At 65.5% G+C, this 14525-nt stretch carries 15 protein-coding genes; 10 read left to right on the top strand and 5 right to left on the bottom strand.

Annotated elements, in window-relative coordinates; all coding sequences use genetic code 11:
• Positions 1-32: 32 nt before the first annotated feature.
• The gene (gene iolG / locus DQG17_RS16600; protein ID WP_116133998.1) at positions 33-1025 is read right to left on the bottom strand and encodes an inositol 2-dehydrogenase; all 993 of its coding nucleotides are present in this window, start codon (positions 1023-1025) and stop codon (positions 33-35) included.
• Positions 1026-1036: 11 nt separating this feature from the next.
• A complete protein-coding gene (locus DQG17_RS16595; RefSeq protein WP_116133997.1) occupies positions 1037-2158 on the bottom strand; it encodes a Gfo/Idh/MocA family protein in 1122 nt (373 codons plus the stop codon).
• A gap of 122 nt (positions 2159-2280) precedes the next feature.
• Between DQG17_RS16595 and DQG17_RS16590 the strand changes: the two genes are divergently transcribed.
• From DQG17_RS16590 to iolB, 8 genes are all read left to right on the top strand, one after another.
• The gene (locus DQG17_RS16590; RefSeq protein WP_116133996.1) at positions 2281-3102 is read left to right on the top strand and encodes a MurR/RpiR family transcriptional regulator; all 822 of its coding nucleotides are present in this window, start codon (positions 2281-2283) and stop codon (positions 3100-3102) included.
• A gap of 131 nt (positions 3103-3233) precedes the next feature.
• The gene (locus DQG17_RS16585) at positions 3234-4175 is read left to right on the top strand and encodes a sugar ABC transporter substrate-binding protein (protein ID WP_116133995.1); all 942 of its coding nucleotides are present in this window, start codon (positions 3234-3236) and stop codon (positions 4173-4175) included.
• 73 nt (positions 4176-4248) lie between these two features.
• Positions 4249-5346 (top strand): ABC transporter permease, encoded by a 1098-nt coding sequence (locus tag DQG17_RS16580; RefSeq protein ID WP_116133994.1) that lies wholly within the window; start codon positions 4249-4251, stop codon positions 5344-5346.
• A complete protein-coding gene (locus DQG17_RS16575; protein WP_116133993.1) occupies positions 5346-6137 on the top strand; it encodes an ATP-binding cassette domain-containing protein in 792 nt (263 codons plus the stop codon). Before DQG17_RS16580 ends, DQG17_RS16575 begins: the two co-directional genes overlap by 1 nt.
• Positions 6134-8041 (top strand): 5-dehydro-2-deoxygluconokinase, encoded by a 1908-nt coding sequence (gene iolC, locus DQG17_RS16570; RefSeq protein WP_116133992.1) that lies wholly within the window; start codon positions 6134-6136, stop codon positions 8039-8041. Before DQG17_RS16575 ends, iolC begins: the two co-directional genes overlap by 4 nt.
• Positions 8038-9870, top strand: a complete 1833-nt coding sequence (gene iolD, locus DQG17_RS16565; RefSeq protein WP_116133991.1) for a 3D-(3,5/4)-trihydroxycyclohexane-1,2-dione acylhydrolase (decyclizing) — start codon at positions 8038-8040, stop codon at positions 9868-9870. The genes iolC and iolD overlap by 4 nt, the downstream gene beginning before the upstream one ends.
• 8 nt (positions 9871-9878) lie before the next feature.
• On the top strand, positions 9879-10775 hold the full coding sequence (gene iolE / locus DQG17_RS16560; RefSeq protein ID WP_116133990.1) for a myo-inosose-2 dehydratase: 897 nt from the start codon (positions 9879-9881) through the stop codon (positions 10773-10775).
• On the top strand, positions 10772-11596 hold the full coding sequence (iolB, locus tag DQG17_RS16555) for a 5-deoxy-glucuronate isomerase (protein WP_116133989.1): 825 nt from the start codon (positions 10772-10774) through the stop codon (positions 11594-11596). The genes iolE and iolB overlap by 4 nt, the downstream gene beginning before the upstream one ends.
• A 73-nt stretch (positions 11597-11669) precedes the next feature.
• Here iolB and DQG17_RS16550 read toward each other — a convergent pair whose 3' ends face one another.
• The 3 genes from DQG17_RS16550 to DQG17_RS16540 all read right to left on the bottom strand — a co-directional run bounded on the left by DQG17_RS16550 (position 11670) and on the right by DQG17_RS16540 (position 13229).
• On the bottom strand, positions 11670-12209 hold the full coding sequence (locus DQG17_RS16550) for an NADPH-dependent FMN reductase (RefSeq protein ID WP_116133988.1): 540 nt from the start codon (positions 12207-12209) through the stop codon (positions 11670-11672).
• Between the two features lie 196 nt (positions 12210-12405).
• Entirely contained in the window at positions 12406-12903 is a 498-nt protein-coding gene (locus tag DQG17_RS16545; RefSeq protein WP_116133987.1) for a Dps family protein, read from the bottom strand.
• A 155-nt stretch (positions 12904-13058) separates the two neighbouring features.
• Complete coding sequence (locus DQG17_RS16540; RefSeq protein ID WP_116133986.1) at positions 13059-13229, bottom strand: DUF1328 domain-containing protein; 171 nt, start codon at positions 13227-13229, stop codon at positions 13059-13061.
• 570 nt (positions 13230-13799) lie between these two features.
• Here DQG17_RS16540 and DQG17_RS16535 point away from each other — a divergent pair.
• Complete coding sequence (locus tag DQG17_RS16535; protein WP_116133985.1) at positions 13800-13997, top strand: CsbD family protein; 198 nt, start codon at positions 13800-13802, stop codon at positions 13995-13997.
• A 3-nt stretch (positions 13998-14000) separates the two neighbouring features.
• Positions 14001-14507 (top strand): pyridoxamine 5'-phosphate oxidase family protein, encoded by a 507-nt coding sequence (locus DQG17_RS16530; protein ID WP_116133984.1) that lies wholly within the window; start codon positions 14001-14003, stop codon positions 14505-14507.
• Positions 14508-14525: the final 18 nt, after the last annotated feature.

Genomic DNA, 14525 nt, shown 5'->3' with positions numbered 1-14525 from the left:
CGGGCAGGGGCCCGACCGGGTCTGCGCGGGGCTCAGGCCAGGGTAACGACCTGTCCGCTGGTTGCGGCCTGAAGGGCTGCGTCGGCGAGCAGCAGCGCGTTCAGCCCGTCCTGCCCGGTCGTCGGCATCGCCCCGCCCGAGGCGAGCGCGGCAAGGAAGGCCGCGATCTCGGCAGCATAGGCCTCGGTATAGCGGGTCATGAAGAAATCGAGCAGCGGCGGGCGGGTAAAGCCGGTACCATTCGCGATCTCGATATTTGCGAGGCGCATGTTCTCGGCGCTGACCATGCCCTTCGATCCATGCACCTCGATGCGCTGGTCATAGCCATAGGTCGCGCGGCGCGAGTTCAGGATCGTGACCTGCTTGCCCGAGACGCTGGTCAGCAGGACCGTCGCGGTGTCGAAATCGTTGTGGGCGCGCAACTCGGGCTCGACCAGCGTCCCGGCGCTGGCGGCGACGGTGCGGATCGGTTCACCCAGCAGGAACAGCGCCATGTCGAAATCGTGGATCATCATGTCGCGAAAGATCCCGCCCGAGACGTCGATATAGGACATCGGCGGCAGGCCGGGATCGCGCGAGGTCAGCACCACCTGTTCGACCGCGCCGATGCTGCCATCGTCGATCGCCGCCTTCAGGGCACGGAAATGCGGGTCGAAACGGCGGTTGAACCCGAGCATCAGCGGTGTTGCAGTGTCCTCGACCGTCTTCAGACAGGCGCGGACCCGGGACGCATCAAGATGCACGGGCTTTTCGCAGAAGATCGCCTTTCCGGCGTGGGCGAACTGCTCGATCAGGTCGGCATGGGTGTCGGTCGGCGTGCAGATGATCACTGCATCCACATCCGCGGCGACAGCGATCTGGTCGATGCTGCGGACCTCGCAGCCATAGGCGTCGGCTACGGCCTGTGCGGCGCTGTCGACCGCATCGGCCACAGCGATCAGGCGGGCGTCGGGCTGTGCGGTCACGGCCTTGGCATGGACGCGGCCGATCCGGCCGGCACCGAGCAGGGCGACAGAGGCAGTCATGGAGATCTCCTTCAAAGGGTCACGCGCGCGCCGGTACGGGCGGAATGCGCAATGGCGTGGATCAGGGTTTCAAGGACCAGCGCGTCGGCAAAATCGGGGTAGGCCCGGCGATCCTCGGCAATGGCGCGCAGGAAATCCGCGGCCTCGATCACCTTCAGGTCGTTGAAGCCGAGCTGATGCCCCGCGGCCGGGCAGAAGGCGCCATAGGGCGGATGTTCGGGGCCGGTCAGGATGGTCTTGAACCCCTGTTCGGCTTTCGGCCCGCGGTTCTGGAACAGCTGCAGTTCATTCATCCGCTCCTGATCGAAGCAGATCATGCCCTCTGTGCCGTGCACTTCCCAGGCAAGCCGGCTTTTCCGGCCCCAGGCGGTGCGCGAGGCGCTGATCGAGCCGTGCACGCCCGAGGCAAAGCGCAGCAGCGCTGTGGCGACATCCTCGTTCTCGACCGGGCCGCGGCCCGGCCCATCGGGCAGGGGCCGGGTCTGGTGCACCGTCTGCATGTCGGCCACGAGGCTTTCGATCGGGCCCATCAACGCGCAGGTCATCGACAAGAGGTGGCAGCCGATGTCGCCAAGCGCACCAAGGCCCGCCTCATCGATCCGGGCACGCCAGGTCCATGGTGTTTCGGGGTCGGCCTGATAATCCTCGTCGACCCAGCCGCGGAAATGCACCGGCCGGCCGATTGCGCCGTCAGAAATCAGGCGCCCGGCATGGGTGAAGGCGGGATTGCGCAGGTAATTGTAGCCAACGATGGTGCGAACCCCCGCCGCCTCGGCCGCCCGCGCCATGTCCTCGGCCTCGGCGAGCGTCAGCGCCATGGGCTTTTCGCACCAGACATGCTTGCCGGCGGCAAGTGCCGCCCGCGCCATCTCGCGGTGCAGCCGGTTCGGCGTGGTGATCGAGACGATGTCGACCGCGGGATCGGCCACCAGCGCCTGCCAGTCCGCGGTCGCGCGGGCAAAGCCGAACTGATGCGCCTTTTCGGTGGCGGCCTCCGCCGGCGTGTCGCAAAGCATCTCCAGCCGCACCGGCGCCACATCGCCCATGACCGCCGCGACGTTGCGCCAGGCCAGCGCATGAGCCTTGCCCATGAAACCGGTCCCGATCAGACCGATGCCGAATGTGCGTCCCATGGGCTCCTCCCCTTGCGAATCGCGTGTTCGTTTTTGGTTGGAAGATTTATTCCATTCAGGCTAGATTTGTGCAACGGCATTCTGTGCCGGCCCGATCGGTGTCCCGCTGCGCAGGAAAGCTCATGACCAGAATCATCGTTGCACCCGATACTGTCGAGGGCTTTGAGCATCGCCTGAACGAGATCTCGGGCGACCTGCCGAAGCGTATGCGGCAGTGCGCAGAATACCTTTCCGCCCATTCCGACAGGATCGCGGTGTCGACCGTGGCCCAGATCGCCGAGGCTGCGGGCGTGCCGCCATCGGCAATGATGCGGTTCTGCCAGCTTCTGGGCTTTTCCGGCTATTCCGAAATGCAGCGGCTGTTTCGCGATGCCTTCTCGCCGCGGTTGCCCGACTATGCCACGCGGCTTGACAACCTGCGCCGCCGCGGTGCCGGCAGTCCCGCGTCCTTGCTGGCAGAATTTGTCGATGTCGGTCACAAATCACTTGAATTACTTGTAAACTCTGTCGATCCGCGGGCACTGGACGAGGCGGTGTCGGTGTTGTCCGAGGCGCCGTTGATTCATATCGTCGGCTTCCGGCGGGCGTTTTCGGTTGCAAGCTATCTGGCCTATGCCTTCGAGAAAATGGAGATCCCGGCGATCTTGCACGACGGTACGGGCAACCTCGACCATCGCCATGCGATGCGGCAGGGCGACGTGGTGATCGCCATCACCTTTTCGCCCTACAGCACCGAGACCATCGCGATGAGCCAGGAGGCGATCGACCGCGGTCTTTCGGTCATAGCGATCACCGATTTTGGCACCAGCCCGCTGCGGCTGCCGGGGGTTATCGCATTGTCGGTGTCCGAGATCGACGTCGGGGCCTTCCGGTCGTTGTCGGCAACACTGTCGCTTGCCACGGCCCTTGCGGTCGCGATCGGAACGCGCCGCGCTGCGGTATAGAATTTTTCATGTTGAAATCTGTTTGAATGGAATTAATATTCCAAATATCGGGGCGGAGCGAATCCGCTTCCGTCGTGACGCGGGGCTTCGGTTTCTTCCGGGCCCGCCAATAAGGATCTGGGAGGATACCGATGAAGAAGACCCTGACTGCCATCGCGGCGGCCGCGTTTGCCGTTTCCGGCCTTGTGGCGCCGGCGATGGCCCAGGATGAGCATTATGTGTTCATCAGCCATGCCCCCGACAGCGACAGCTGGTGGAACACCATCAAGAACGCGCTGGCAATTGCCGCCGACCAGATGCAGGTGACGGTCGATTACCGCAACCCGCCGACCGGCGATCTGGCCGACATGGCGCGCATCGTCGAACAGGCAACCGCCTCGAACGCCGACGGCATCATCGTGACCATCGCCGACTACAACGTGCTCGAAGGTCCGATCCGCTCGGCGGTCGATCAGGGTATTCCGGTCATCACCGTCAACTCTGGCACGATCGAGCAGTCGAAGGCGCTTGGCGCCTTGCTGCATGTGGGTCAGCCCGAATACGATGCCGGCTTTGGCGCCGGCGAGAAGGCCAAGGCCGCGGGCGTCTCCGATTTCCTTTGCGTGAACCACTACATCACCAATCCGGCCTCGGTTGAACGCTGCCAGGGCTTTGCCGATGCCATCGGGGTCGAGCTTGGCAATCACATGATCGATTCCGGCATGGATCCGACCGAGGTGCTGAACAAGGTGAAGGCCTATCTGACGGCGAATCCCGACACCGACGGCATCCTGACGCTGGGCCCGAACTCGGCCGAACCGACGATCATGGCGCTCGACGATCTGGGCCTCTCGGGCGAAGTCTTCTTTGGCACCTTCGATCTGTCCTCGGCTATCTCCGAGGCGATCAAGGCCGGCACGATCAACTTCGCGATCGACCAGCAGCCCTTCCTGCAGGGCTATCTGCCGGTCGTGTTCCTGACCAACCTGTCCCGCTATGGCGTGATCCCCAGCAATTCGGTCAACTCGGGTCCGGGTTTCATCACCAAGGACAACATTGCCATGGTCGAGGAAATGGCGGGCACCTACCGCTGATCCCTTCACCGACCGGGGGCGGCTTGCTCGCCCCCGCGTTTCCTGCCTTTCCCCCGAGAAAATCGAGAATGCAATGACGGACGAGCGCATCAAGCAGGTCTCGCCCCTTCGCCGTGCCATGATCCGGCCGGAACTGGGTGCCATCGCCGGAGCCATCCTGGTCTTCGCCTTCTTCGCAATGATTGCCGGCGACAGCGGCATGTTCGCGCCCCAGGGCGTGATGAACTGGACCGTGGTGTCGGCACAATTTGCCGTCATCGCGGTCGGGGCCTGCCTGCTGATGATTGCAGGCGAGTTCGACCTGTCGGTCGGGTCGATGATCGGGTTTGCCGGCATCGTCATCGCCATCCTGTCGGTGCAATGGGGCTGGCCCACCTGGGCCGCGATCCTCGTGGCCTTTGCAATCTGTATCTGCATCGGTGCGATCAACGGGTTTCTGGTGATCAAGACCGGGCTGCCAAGCTTCATCGTCACGCTCGCGTTCCTTTATATCCTGCGCGGGCTGACCATCTGGCTGTCGATCCTGACCACGCGCCAGACCATCATCGGCGGGGTCAAGGACGCCGCGCAGGGCGACTGGCTGGCGCCGGTCTTTGGCGGCGTGGTGTTCAAGGGGTTGTTCGTCTGGCTGGCACAGATCGGTGTGGTCGGGACCTTCAGCCGTGGCGCCCGCGAGGGCCAGCCGGTGATCGACGGTATTCCGATGCTGATCGTCTGGGCGCTCGGTCTGATCGTCTTCGGCCACATCCTTCTGACCCACACCAAGTTCGGCAACTGGATCTTCGCCTCGGGCGGCGACGCGCAGGCGGCGCGCTATGTCGGCGTGCCGGTGGCGCGGGTGAAGGTGCTGATGTTCATGTTCACGGCGTTCTGCGCCTGTGTCTTCGCCACCTGCCAGGTGATGGAGTTCGGCTCGGCCGCCGCAGACCGCGGGCTGCTGAAGGAATTCGAGGCGATCATCTGCGTCGTCATTGGCGGTGCACTGCTGACCGGCGGCTATGGCTCGGTGATCGGCGCGGCGCTTGGCGCGTTGATCTTCGGGGTGGTGCAGCAGGGGCTGTTCTTCTCGGGCGCGGAAAGCTCGTTGTTCCGGGTCTTCCTCGGCTCGATCCTGATCCTTGCCGTCATCCTGAACACCTATATCCGCCGCATGATCACGGGAGAACGCTGATGGCCGTCTATGACCATGACCCGATCATCGAGATGCGCGGCATCAAGAAGCACTTCGGTCCGGTGATCGCGCTGAACGGGGTCAGTTTCGATGTCCGCCCGGGCGAATGCCATTGCCTGCTGGGTGACAACGGCGCCGGCAAGTCGACCTTCATCAAGACCATGTCGGGGGTGCACAAGCCGACCGCGGGCGAGATCCTGTTCGAAGGCAAGCGGATGAATTTCGACAGTCCGCGCGACGCGATGGAGGCCGGGATCGCCACCGTCTATCAGGACCTTGCGATGATCCCGCTGATGAGCGTGACGCGCAATTTCTTCATGGGTCGCGAGCCCGAGAAGAAGGTGGGGCCGTTCCGGTTTTTCGATCTCAAGGCCGCGTCCCGGATCACGATGGACGAGATGCGCCGGATGGGCATCAACCTGCGCGAGCCCTCGCAGGCGGTCGGCACCCTGTCGGGGGGCGAGCGGCAGACCGTCGCCATTGCCCGCGCGGTGCACTTCGGGGCCAAGGTGCTGATCCTCGACGAACCGACCTCGGCGCTCGGTGTGCGCCAGACCGCCAACGTGCTGTCCACCATCGACAAGGTCCGCAAGAAGGGGATCGGCATCGTCTTCATCACCCATAACGTGCGCCATGCGATGGCGGTGGGGGACCGGTTCACGGTGCTGAACCGGGGCCGGACGCTTGGCACGGCACAGCGCGGCCAGATCAGCCCCGAGGAGTTGCAGGACATGATGGCAGGTGGCCAGGAGCTGGTCGAGCTTGAGGGCAGCCTTGGGGGCACGGTATGAAGACGCTTGATGTGATCACGATCGGCCGGTCTTCCGTCGACCTCTATGGCGGGCAGGTCGGCGGGCGGCTGGAGGACATGCGGTCCTTCGACAAATACATCGGGGGATCGCCCACCAATACCGCCGCCGGCGCCGCCCGGCTGGGGTTGCGGACGGCCGTCATCACCCGGGTTGGCGACGAACACATGGGCCGGTTCATCCGCGAACAACTGGCGCGCGAGGGTGTCGATACCCGCGGCGTCATCACCGACCCCGAGCGGCTGACCGCGCTGGTTCTGCTGGGGATCCGCGACCAGTCGCAGTTCCCGCTGATCTTCTATCGCGACAACTGCGCCGACATGGGCCTCTGCGAGGACGACATCGACCCCGCCTTCATCGCCGAGGCGCGCGCGGTTGTGGCCTCGGGCACGCATCTGAGCCACCCGCAGGTCGAGGCGGCGACGCTGAAGGCGCTGCGGCTGGCGCGCGAGGGCGGGCTTCGCACCGCGCTCGACATCGACTATCGGCCGAACCTCTGGGGGCTTGCGGGCCACGGCGCGGGCGAGGCGCGCTTCATCGCCTCGGGGGCCGTGACGGCGAAACTGCAATCGACGCTGCATCTGTTCGATCTGATCGTCGGCACCGAGGAGGAGTTCCATATCGCGGGCGGCACGACCGATACGATTGCGGCGCTGCGGGCAGTGCGGGCGGTGTCTGACGCGACGCTCGTCTGCAAACGCGGGCCGATGGGCGCCACGGCGTTTTCGGGACCGATCCCCGATAGCCTTGACGACGGCGAAAGCGGCCCGGGGTTTCCGATCGAGGTGTTCAACGTGCTTGGCGCGGGCGACGGCTTCATGGGCGGGCTGCTGAAGGGCTGGCTCGACGACGAGGATTGGACGACCGCGCTGACCTATGCCAATGCCTGCGGCGCCTTTGCGGTCAGCCGCCATGGCTGCACGCCGTCCTATCCCTCGTGGGAGGAACTGCAGTTCTTCCTCAAACGGGGGACTGTCCGGCCCGATCTGCGCAACGATGCAGCACTTGAACAGATCCACTGGTCGACGAACCGCAAGGGCACATGGTCCAGCATGAAAGTCTTTGCCTTCGACCACCGGGCTCAGTTCGAGGATGTTCCCGGCGCGACGCCGCAGAAGATCGGCGCCTTCAAACAGCTTTGCCTCGATGCCGCGCTGGCGGTGGCAGGCGGTCGCCCCGGCTTTGGCCTGCTTTGCGACAGCCGGTTCGGACGCGAGGCGCTGTGGCGGTCGGCGGGGCAGGGGTTGTGGATCGGCCGGCCGGTCGAATGGCCGGGGTCGCGACCGCTGACGCTCGAACCCGAACTTGGCCCCGATCTGGGCGGGTTGCAGGAATGGCCGGCCGAGCATGTCGTGAAATGCCTGTGTTTCTGCCATCCCGACGACCCCGACACGCTGTGGCAGGAACAGCTTGCCACGCTGCAACGGCTGTTTGCCGCCAGCCGGCGCAACCGGCTCGAATTCCTGCTCGAGGTCATTCCTTCGAAAGTCGGCCCGGTGAACGATGCCACAACGGCAACGATCGTCGAACGGGTCTATGCCGCGGGCATTTATCCGGACTGGTGGAAGCTTGAACCTTTCGACAGCGATGCGGCCTGGACGGCGGCTTGTGCGGCCATCGAGGCGCACGATCCGCACACCCGCGGCATCGTCGTTCTGGGGCTCGATGCGTCGCGCGCAGCGCTGGCGGCAAGTTTTGCGCTGGCCTCTCGGCATTCTCTGGTCAAGGGTTTCGCGGTCGGCCGCACGATCTTTGGCGATGTCGCCCGCCGCTGGATGGCGGGCGAGCTGGCCGACGCGGACGCGGTCGAACAGATGCGGGCGATCTTCGCCGATCTCTGCCGCGTCTGGGACGAGGCGCGGGCACGAGAGGAGGCCGACGCATGAATACGATCAGACTGACCATGGCGCAGGCGCTGGTGCGCTATCTTTCCGTCCAGATGACCGAGGACGGCGCGCCGTTTCTGGCCGGTTGCTGGGCGATCTTCGGCCATGGCAATGTGGCGGGGCTGGGTGAGGCGCTGCATGGCGCGGGCGATGAGTTTCCGACCTATCGGGGGCAGAACGAACAGACCATGGCACATGCGGCCATCGCCTTTGCCAAGCAATCGGGGCGGCGGCGGGCGATGGCCGTGACCTCCTCGATCGGGCCGGGGGCGACCAATATGGTCACCGCGGCAGCCCTTGCCCATGTCAACCGCCTGCCCGTGCTGTTCCTGCCCGGCGATGTCTTTGCCGGCCGCGGCCCCGACCCGGTGCTGCAGCAGCTCGAGGATTTCGGCGACGGCACGATGACGGTCAACGACTGCTTCCGGCCGGTCAGCCGCTATTTCGACCGGATCATGCGGCCCGAACAGCTTCTGTCCGCGCTGCCGCGAGCCTTTGCGACCATGACCGACCCGGCCGATTGCGGGCCGGTGACGCTGGCGCTCTGCCAGGACGTGCAGGCCGAGGCGCATGACTGGCCCGTGGATTTCTTCGCGCCTCGGGTCTGGCACCGGCGCCGGGTGCGCCCCGATGCGGGCGAGCTGGCGCGGGTGGCCGAGGCGGTCCGTGCCGCAACCCGCCCGGTGATCGTGGCCGGCGGCGGCGTGCATTATTCCGACGCGGCGCGGGACCTGCAGGATTTTGCCGAGGCGCATGGCATTCCGGTGGTGGAAAGCCAGGCCGGCAAGTCGGCGCTGCCGTGGGATCATCCGCTGAACCTCGGCCCCGTCGGGGTGACGGGGGCGAGTTCGGCCAATATCGTCTGCGCCGAGGCCGATCTGGTGCTGGGCGTCGGCACCCGGTTTCAGGATTTCACCACCGGCTCGTGGGCGCTGTTCCGCAACCCGGTCCGGCGTCTGATCAGCCTGAATGTGGCAGCCCATGACGCGATGAAACACGGCGCGATGCCGCTGCAGGCCGATGCGCGCGAGGGGCTTCAGGCACTGACCGCGGTTCTGGGCGGCCACCGCGTCGCGCCCCCCGATCCGGGACTGAAGGCCGACTGGTTCGCCGCGGTCGATCCGCTGACCGATGCACCCGAGGGCGAACACAACGCCCTGCCGAGCGACAGCCAGGTGATCGGTGCCGCACAGCGCGCTGCGGGCCCCGACACCGTCGTGATGTGCGCCGCCGGCACCATGCCGGGCGAGCTGCACAAGCTGTGGAAGGCGCCGAGGGCGGGGGCCTATCACATGGAATACGGTTATTCCTGCATGGGGTACGAGATCGCCGGCGCCATCGGCATCAAGATGGCCGAACCCGACCGCGACGTGATCTGCATGCTGGGCGACGGCAGCTACATGATGGCCAATTCCGAAATGGCGACAGCGGCGATGCTGGGGATCGACCTGACCGTGCTCCTGACCGACAACCGCGGCTTTGGCTGCATCAACCGGCTGCAGATGGCGACCGGCGGGGCAGAGTTCAACAATCTGCTCGACCACACCCGCCATGAGACCCCAAGCCACATTGACTTTGCCGCCCACGCCGCCAGCATGGGCGCGACCGCGGTCCACGTCAGCACGATTGCCGAACTGGAACAGGCGCTCGCACGGCGCGCCGAGGTCCGAGGCCCCTATGTGATCGTGATAGACACCGATCCCTATCCCTCGACGCCCCATGGCGGTCACTGGTGGGACGTGGCGGTGCCCGAGGTTTCGACCCGCGACGCGGTCGCCGCCGCGCGTGCCGAATACGAACGCCAGATCCGCGACCGCGCCCTCAACTGAGAAGCACCATGATCCTTTTTGGAACCAACCCCATCGCCTGGGCAAACGACGACGACCAGAGCCTTGGCGCCCATATCCCGACCGCACAGATCCTCGAGGATGCCGCCGACATCGGCTTTGACGGGATCGAGAACGGCCATCGCTGGCCTGACGATCCCGAGGAACTGAAACAGTTGCTGGGTGGCTATGGCCTGCGGTTCATCTCGGGCTGGTATTCGCTGAACCTGCTGACCCAGCCTGTCGAGGCCGAGCAGGCGGCAATCCAGTCCCATCTCGACAAGCTGCGCCACAACGACTGCAAGGTCTGTATCGTCTGCGAGACCTCGAATTCGATCCAGGGTCTGCAGGTGCCGCTGTCGCAAAGCCCGGTGCTGAGCCCCGAGGCGATGACGGATTTCGGCGCCAAGGTCGAGGCGCTGGCCGCGTTCTGCGCCGCCCAGGGCATCGCGCTGGTCTATCACCACCACATGGGAACGGTGGTCGAAACGCCCGCGGAAATCGACGCCTTCATGGCGGCGACCGGTCCTGCGACGCGGCTGCTGTTCGACACCGGGCATTGCTATTTCGGCGCAAACGGCGAGGACCCGGCGCCGGTGTTGCGACGTCATGCCGACAGGGTCAGCCATTTCCACGCCAAGAACGTCCGCCCCGACGTGATGCGGCAGGTGCGCGAACAGGGGCTTTCGTTCATGGACGGGGTGCGCGCCGGCGTCTTCACCGTGCCGGGCGATACCGACGGCGGCGTCGATTTCACCCCCTGCCTGCAGATCCTGAAGGACGCAGGCTATGACGGCTGGATCGTGATCGAGGCCGAGCAGGATCCCGAAATCCACGAGCCCTTTGCGTTCCAAAGCCTTGGATTCGCAACCCTGCGCGAGATTGCCAAGGAGGTGGGTCTGACATGAACGAACTGCTGCGCAAGCCCTCGGGGACAACCGGCAAGGTTCACGACATCACCGTTGCCGTGGCCGGTGGGCCGCTGTCGCCCGACTGGGCCTATGTTGGCTTCGGTCTCTATCGGCTGACGGCGGGCGAGATCGTGTCCGAGGCCACCGGCGACCGCGAGGCGATCCTCGTGCTGGTCGAAGGCAAGGCCGCGATCAAGGCCGCGGGCGAGGATTTCGGGGTGCAGGGCGAACGGATGGACGTCTTCGAGGGGCTGGCGCCCCACAGCGTCTATGTGCCGAACGACGCCGACTGGTCGGCCGAGGCGGTCACCGACTGCACGCTGGCGGTCTGCAGCGCCCCGGGGCGGGGTCTGCACCCTGCCCGTGTGCTGCCGCAGCCCGCGCGCGTGACCCGTGGCAAGGGGGCCAACACGCGCTTCATCCACCCCATTGCGATGGAAGAACTCGACGTTGCCGACAGCCTGCTGGTGACCGAGGTCTTCACGCCGCAGGGCAACTGGTCGTCCTATCCGCCGCACCGCCACGACGAGGACGACTTTCCCAACATGACCTATCTGGAAGAGACCTATTATCACCGGCTCAACCCGGCGCAGGGCTATGGCCACCAGCGGGTCTTTACCGAGGATGGCAGCCTTGACGAGACGTTGAGTGTATCGAACCACGACGTCGTGCTGGTGCCGCGCGGCCATCATCCCTGCGCCGCGCCCTATGGCTATGACATGTATTACCTCAATGTCATGGCCGGCCCGCGCCGGGCCTGGCGGTTCCAGAACCATCCCGACCACGACTGGATTGCCCTGCGCGACGCGAAAGACTGACGTCAGGCCCGACCCGAGGGGGGGGCGCGGCCGGCCCGATCCGGCCGCCGGGTCCTCGACCGGGCGGCCTCGATCAGATCGACGCGACAAACCCCTCGACGAAGGCTGTCAGCCGGTCGCGGGTGGCCTCGTCGGTCAAATTGCCCTCGGCATCGAACAGATCGCGCGCGCGTCCCACCATCAGCCGTCCCTCGAACCAGGGCCGCGTTTTCAGCGTGCGCAGCACCGGCAGCCACTGGTCCTGCGCCAGCACCGTGCCGAAGGCCATGGGCGAGGCGCCGATCACGGCGACGGGCTTGCCCACGAAAACATCGGCGCCCTTGCCGCTGGCCATCCAGTCGATGGCGTTCTTGAACACGCCCGGGATGCCGTTGTTGTATTCGGGTGAGGCCAGCAGCAGCCCGTCGGCTTCGGCAAGCTGGTCGCGCAGCGCCTGCACCGGGGCGGGCGTGCCGTTCGCCGCTTCGTCGTCACCATTGTAAAGCGGGACGCCAGCGATGCTGGCGATGGTCAATGTCGCGCCCTCGGGCGTCAGCTCAGCGGCTGCGCGCAGCAGGCCGGCGTTGAACGAGGCTTTGCGGAGGCTTCCGGAGAGGCCGAGAATGCGGGTCATGAAACGATCCTTTGGTGCGATTTGGTTTTGGTGCAGTCGGGTCCTGCGCGATCAGGGCCGATGGCCGGCGCCTTGGTCAAGCGGATCCCGATCCGTGGTTGCAATGCGCCATGAAAAAGCCCCCGCCCGAAGGCGGAGGAGCAGAGGCAGGCATTGTCGATCGGGGTCGCCGCGGGGTGCAACGCCCCCGCAGGCGTCACGAAGCCGAGATCGCGTTCAGCATCCAGGCGGCTTTCTCGTGGAAGGCGGCGCGGGAGGTCGCCAGATCGGCTGTCACCATGTCCTTGCCCGCCTCGGAAAGCTCGATCAGCGCGTGCAGCCGGAACGCGACGCGCTCGTGGTCGCGGGCCAGGTCGGCGGCCATCTCGCGGGCACCCGGCGCCTTGGCCGGATCCTCGATCACCGACGCGTCGATGATCGCCGACAGGTTCATCGGCGCCAGAAGGCCAAGCGCGCGGATCCGTTCGGCAAGCACATCGGTGGCATCGAACAGATCACCATATTGCGTCTCGGTCAGCTGGTGGATGCCATAGAACAGCGGGCCCTCGACATTCCAGTGATAGGCGTGGGTCTTCAGGACCAGCGCATAGGTATCGGCCAGAACATCGGTCAGTGCCTGTCCGATCTTCTTGGTATCCCGGACGCCGGTCTTGACAGATTTTGCCTTGGGGGCGGCATTCAATACGTCGGACATGAGTATTCTCCTTGATTTCCAGGGTTGTGATGCGGACGGGCGGGAAAGGCGCAAGATTCCGGCGGACGCGGGCGTCCTGCCGAAAATCGGCTCTTTCGCGTTGCGGTGTTCGCACCGGCCGCGTCGGATGTCGTGAGAGAGTTACCTGTGACAGATCACGGCGTGCGGCCGCGCAGCGCACGCGCAACCATGGCCACGACGAACAGCACCAGGAAGATCACGAACAGGATCTGGGCGATCCCGGCCGATGCGCTGGCGATGCCGCCAAAGCCGAAGAGGGCTGCGATCAGGGCGATCACGAGAAAGGTTATGGCCCATCCAAGCATGGCTCGACTCCTTCGGTTGGTTTCAGTTTGAGGCGTTAGCGTTAGCGGTTGGCCCTTGCAGGCTCTTGGAAGGAAACGGGGCGGGCGACGGATTGTTCCCGGATTTTTCGACCCTGTCCCTGCCGGGCCCCAGTTGGACCTTTGCGCGGTCCGCCCGAACAGAGTTGCAAAAGGCATAGCGCGGCGCGGCCGCTGTGCAGCTGGTATCGGCAATTCCGGAGGTGGGTTGTGGGGCGCGCGCTTCCCCGCGACGGGGGCCATTCAGCACGAAAAGACCCATGGCGGTCATGTGACGTGCGCGGGATCGACCAGTGGAGAAACGAGGGAAAATGTGGTCGACCCGCGCGCGCCGGGCAGGGCCAGAGGCCCGTTCCGCCACGACTACGCGCGGGCGTGACAATTGTTCCGGGCAATCGCGCCGGCACGATCCGGCCCGGACAGGCCGGCGTTGTCAGACCGTGGGCTCCGTCGCCGGGCCGGTCGAAATCTGTTGGAACAAACCTGGCAAACCCGCGTTCAGATCCCGAAGGCGCCGCAAGGTGCGGGGCCTCAGCAATGAAAGGAAACGCCATGAACTGGGATCAAATCCAAGGTAACTGGAAAGAGATGAAGGGCCGCGCGATCGAAAGCTGGGGCAAGCTCACCGACGACGAGCTGACTCAGGCGAAGGGCGACCGGGAACAGGTCGAAGGTCTTATCCAGAAGAAATACGGCAAGACCAAGGAAGAGGCCCGCAAGGAGGTCGACGACTGGATGGCGGGCGTCTGAGCCATGCCTGATCTGGATCGCGCCCGCGAGGCACCGCAGGCGCTGGTCTTCGATACGCTCTCTGCGACGAAGGCCGGCATGCTCTGGGTGCCCCGGAGCGGGCAGCATCCCCAGCCTATGGCCCACCACTTCGACAGCGACACCGGCGAGCTTTGGTATATCGCAGACCGGATGTCGGACCTCGTTGCGGCGGTGGGTCAGGGGGCCGAGGCAAGGCTGACAATTGTCAGCGATGCCGAGGACGTGCACCTCAGCCTGCTGGGGCCGCTGGTACAGATCGACAACCCGGAGCGTCTTCGTACGCTCTGGGGACCGATGACGGGGGCCTATTTCGCCGGCAAGTCGCCGGACGAGTCGGGGGCGATCCTGCTGCGGTACTCGCCGCGCGAGGTCGCGCTCTGGGCCAGCCCGCGCAACCCGGTGGTCTTTGCGCTGAATGCGCTGCGGGCCCAGGCCTCGGGCGATACCGAGGCGCTGGGATACCACACCGTGATTACCCTGGCCGCCTGATGGCCGGGGAACCAGACG

This window comes from Tropicimonas sp. IMCC34043 (assembly GCF_003390845.1).
Taxonomy (GTDB): Bacteria; Pseudomonadota; Alphaproteobacteria; order Rhodobacterales; family Rhodobacteraceae; genus Tropicimonas.
This window is presented reverse-complemented; position numbering and strand designations above follow the sequence as displayed.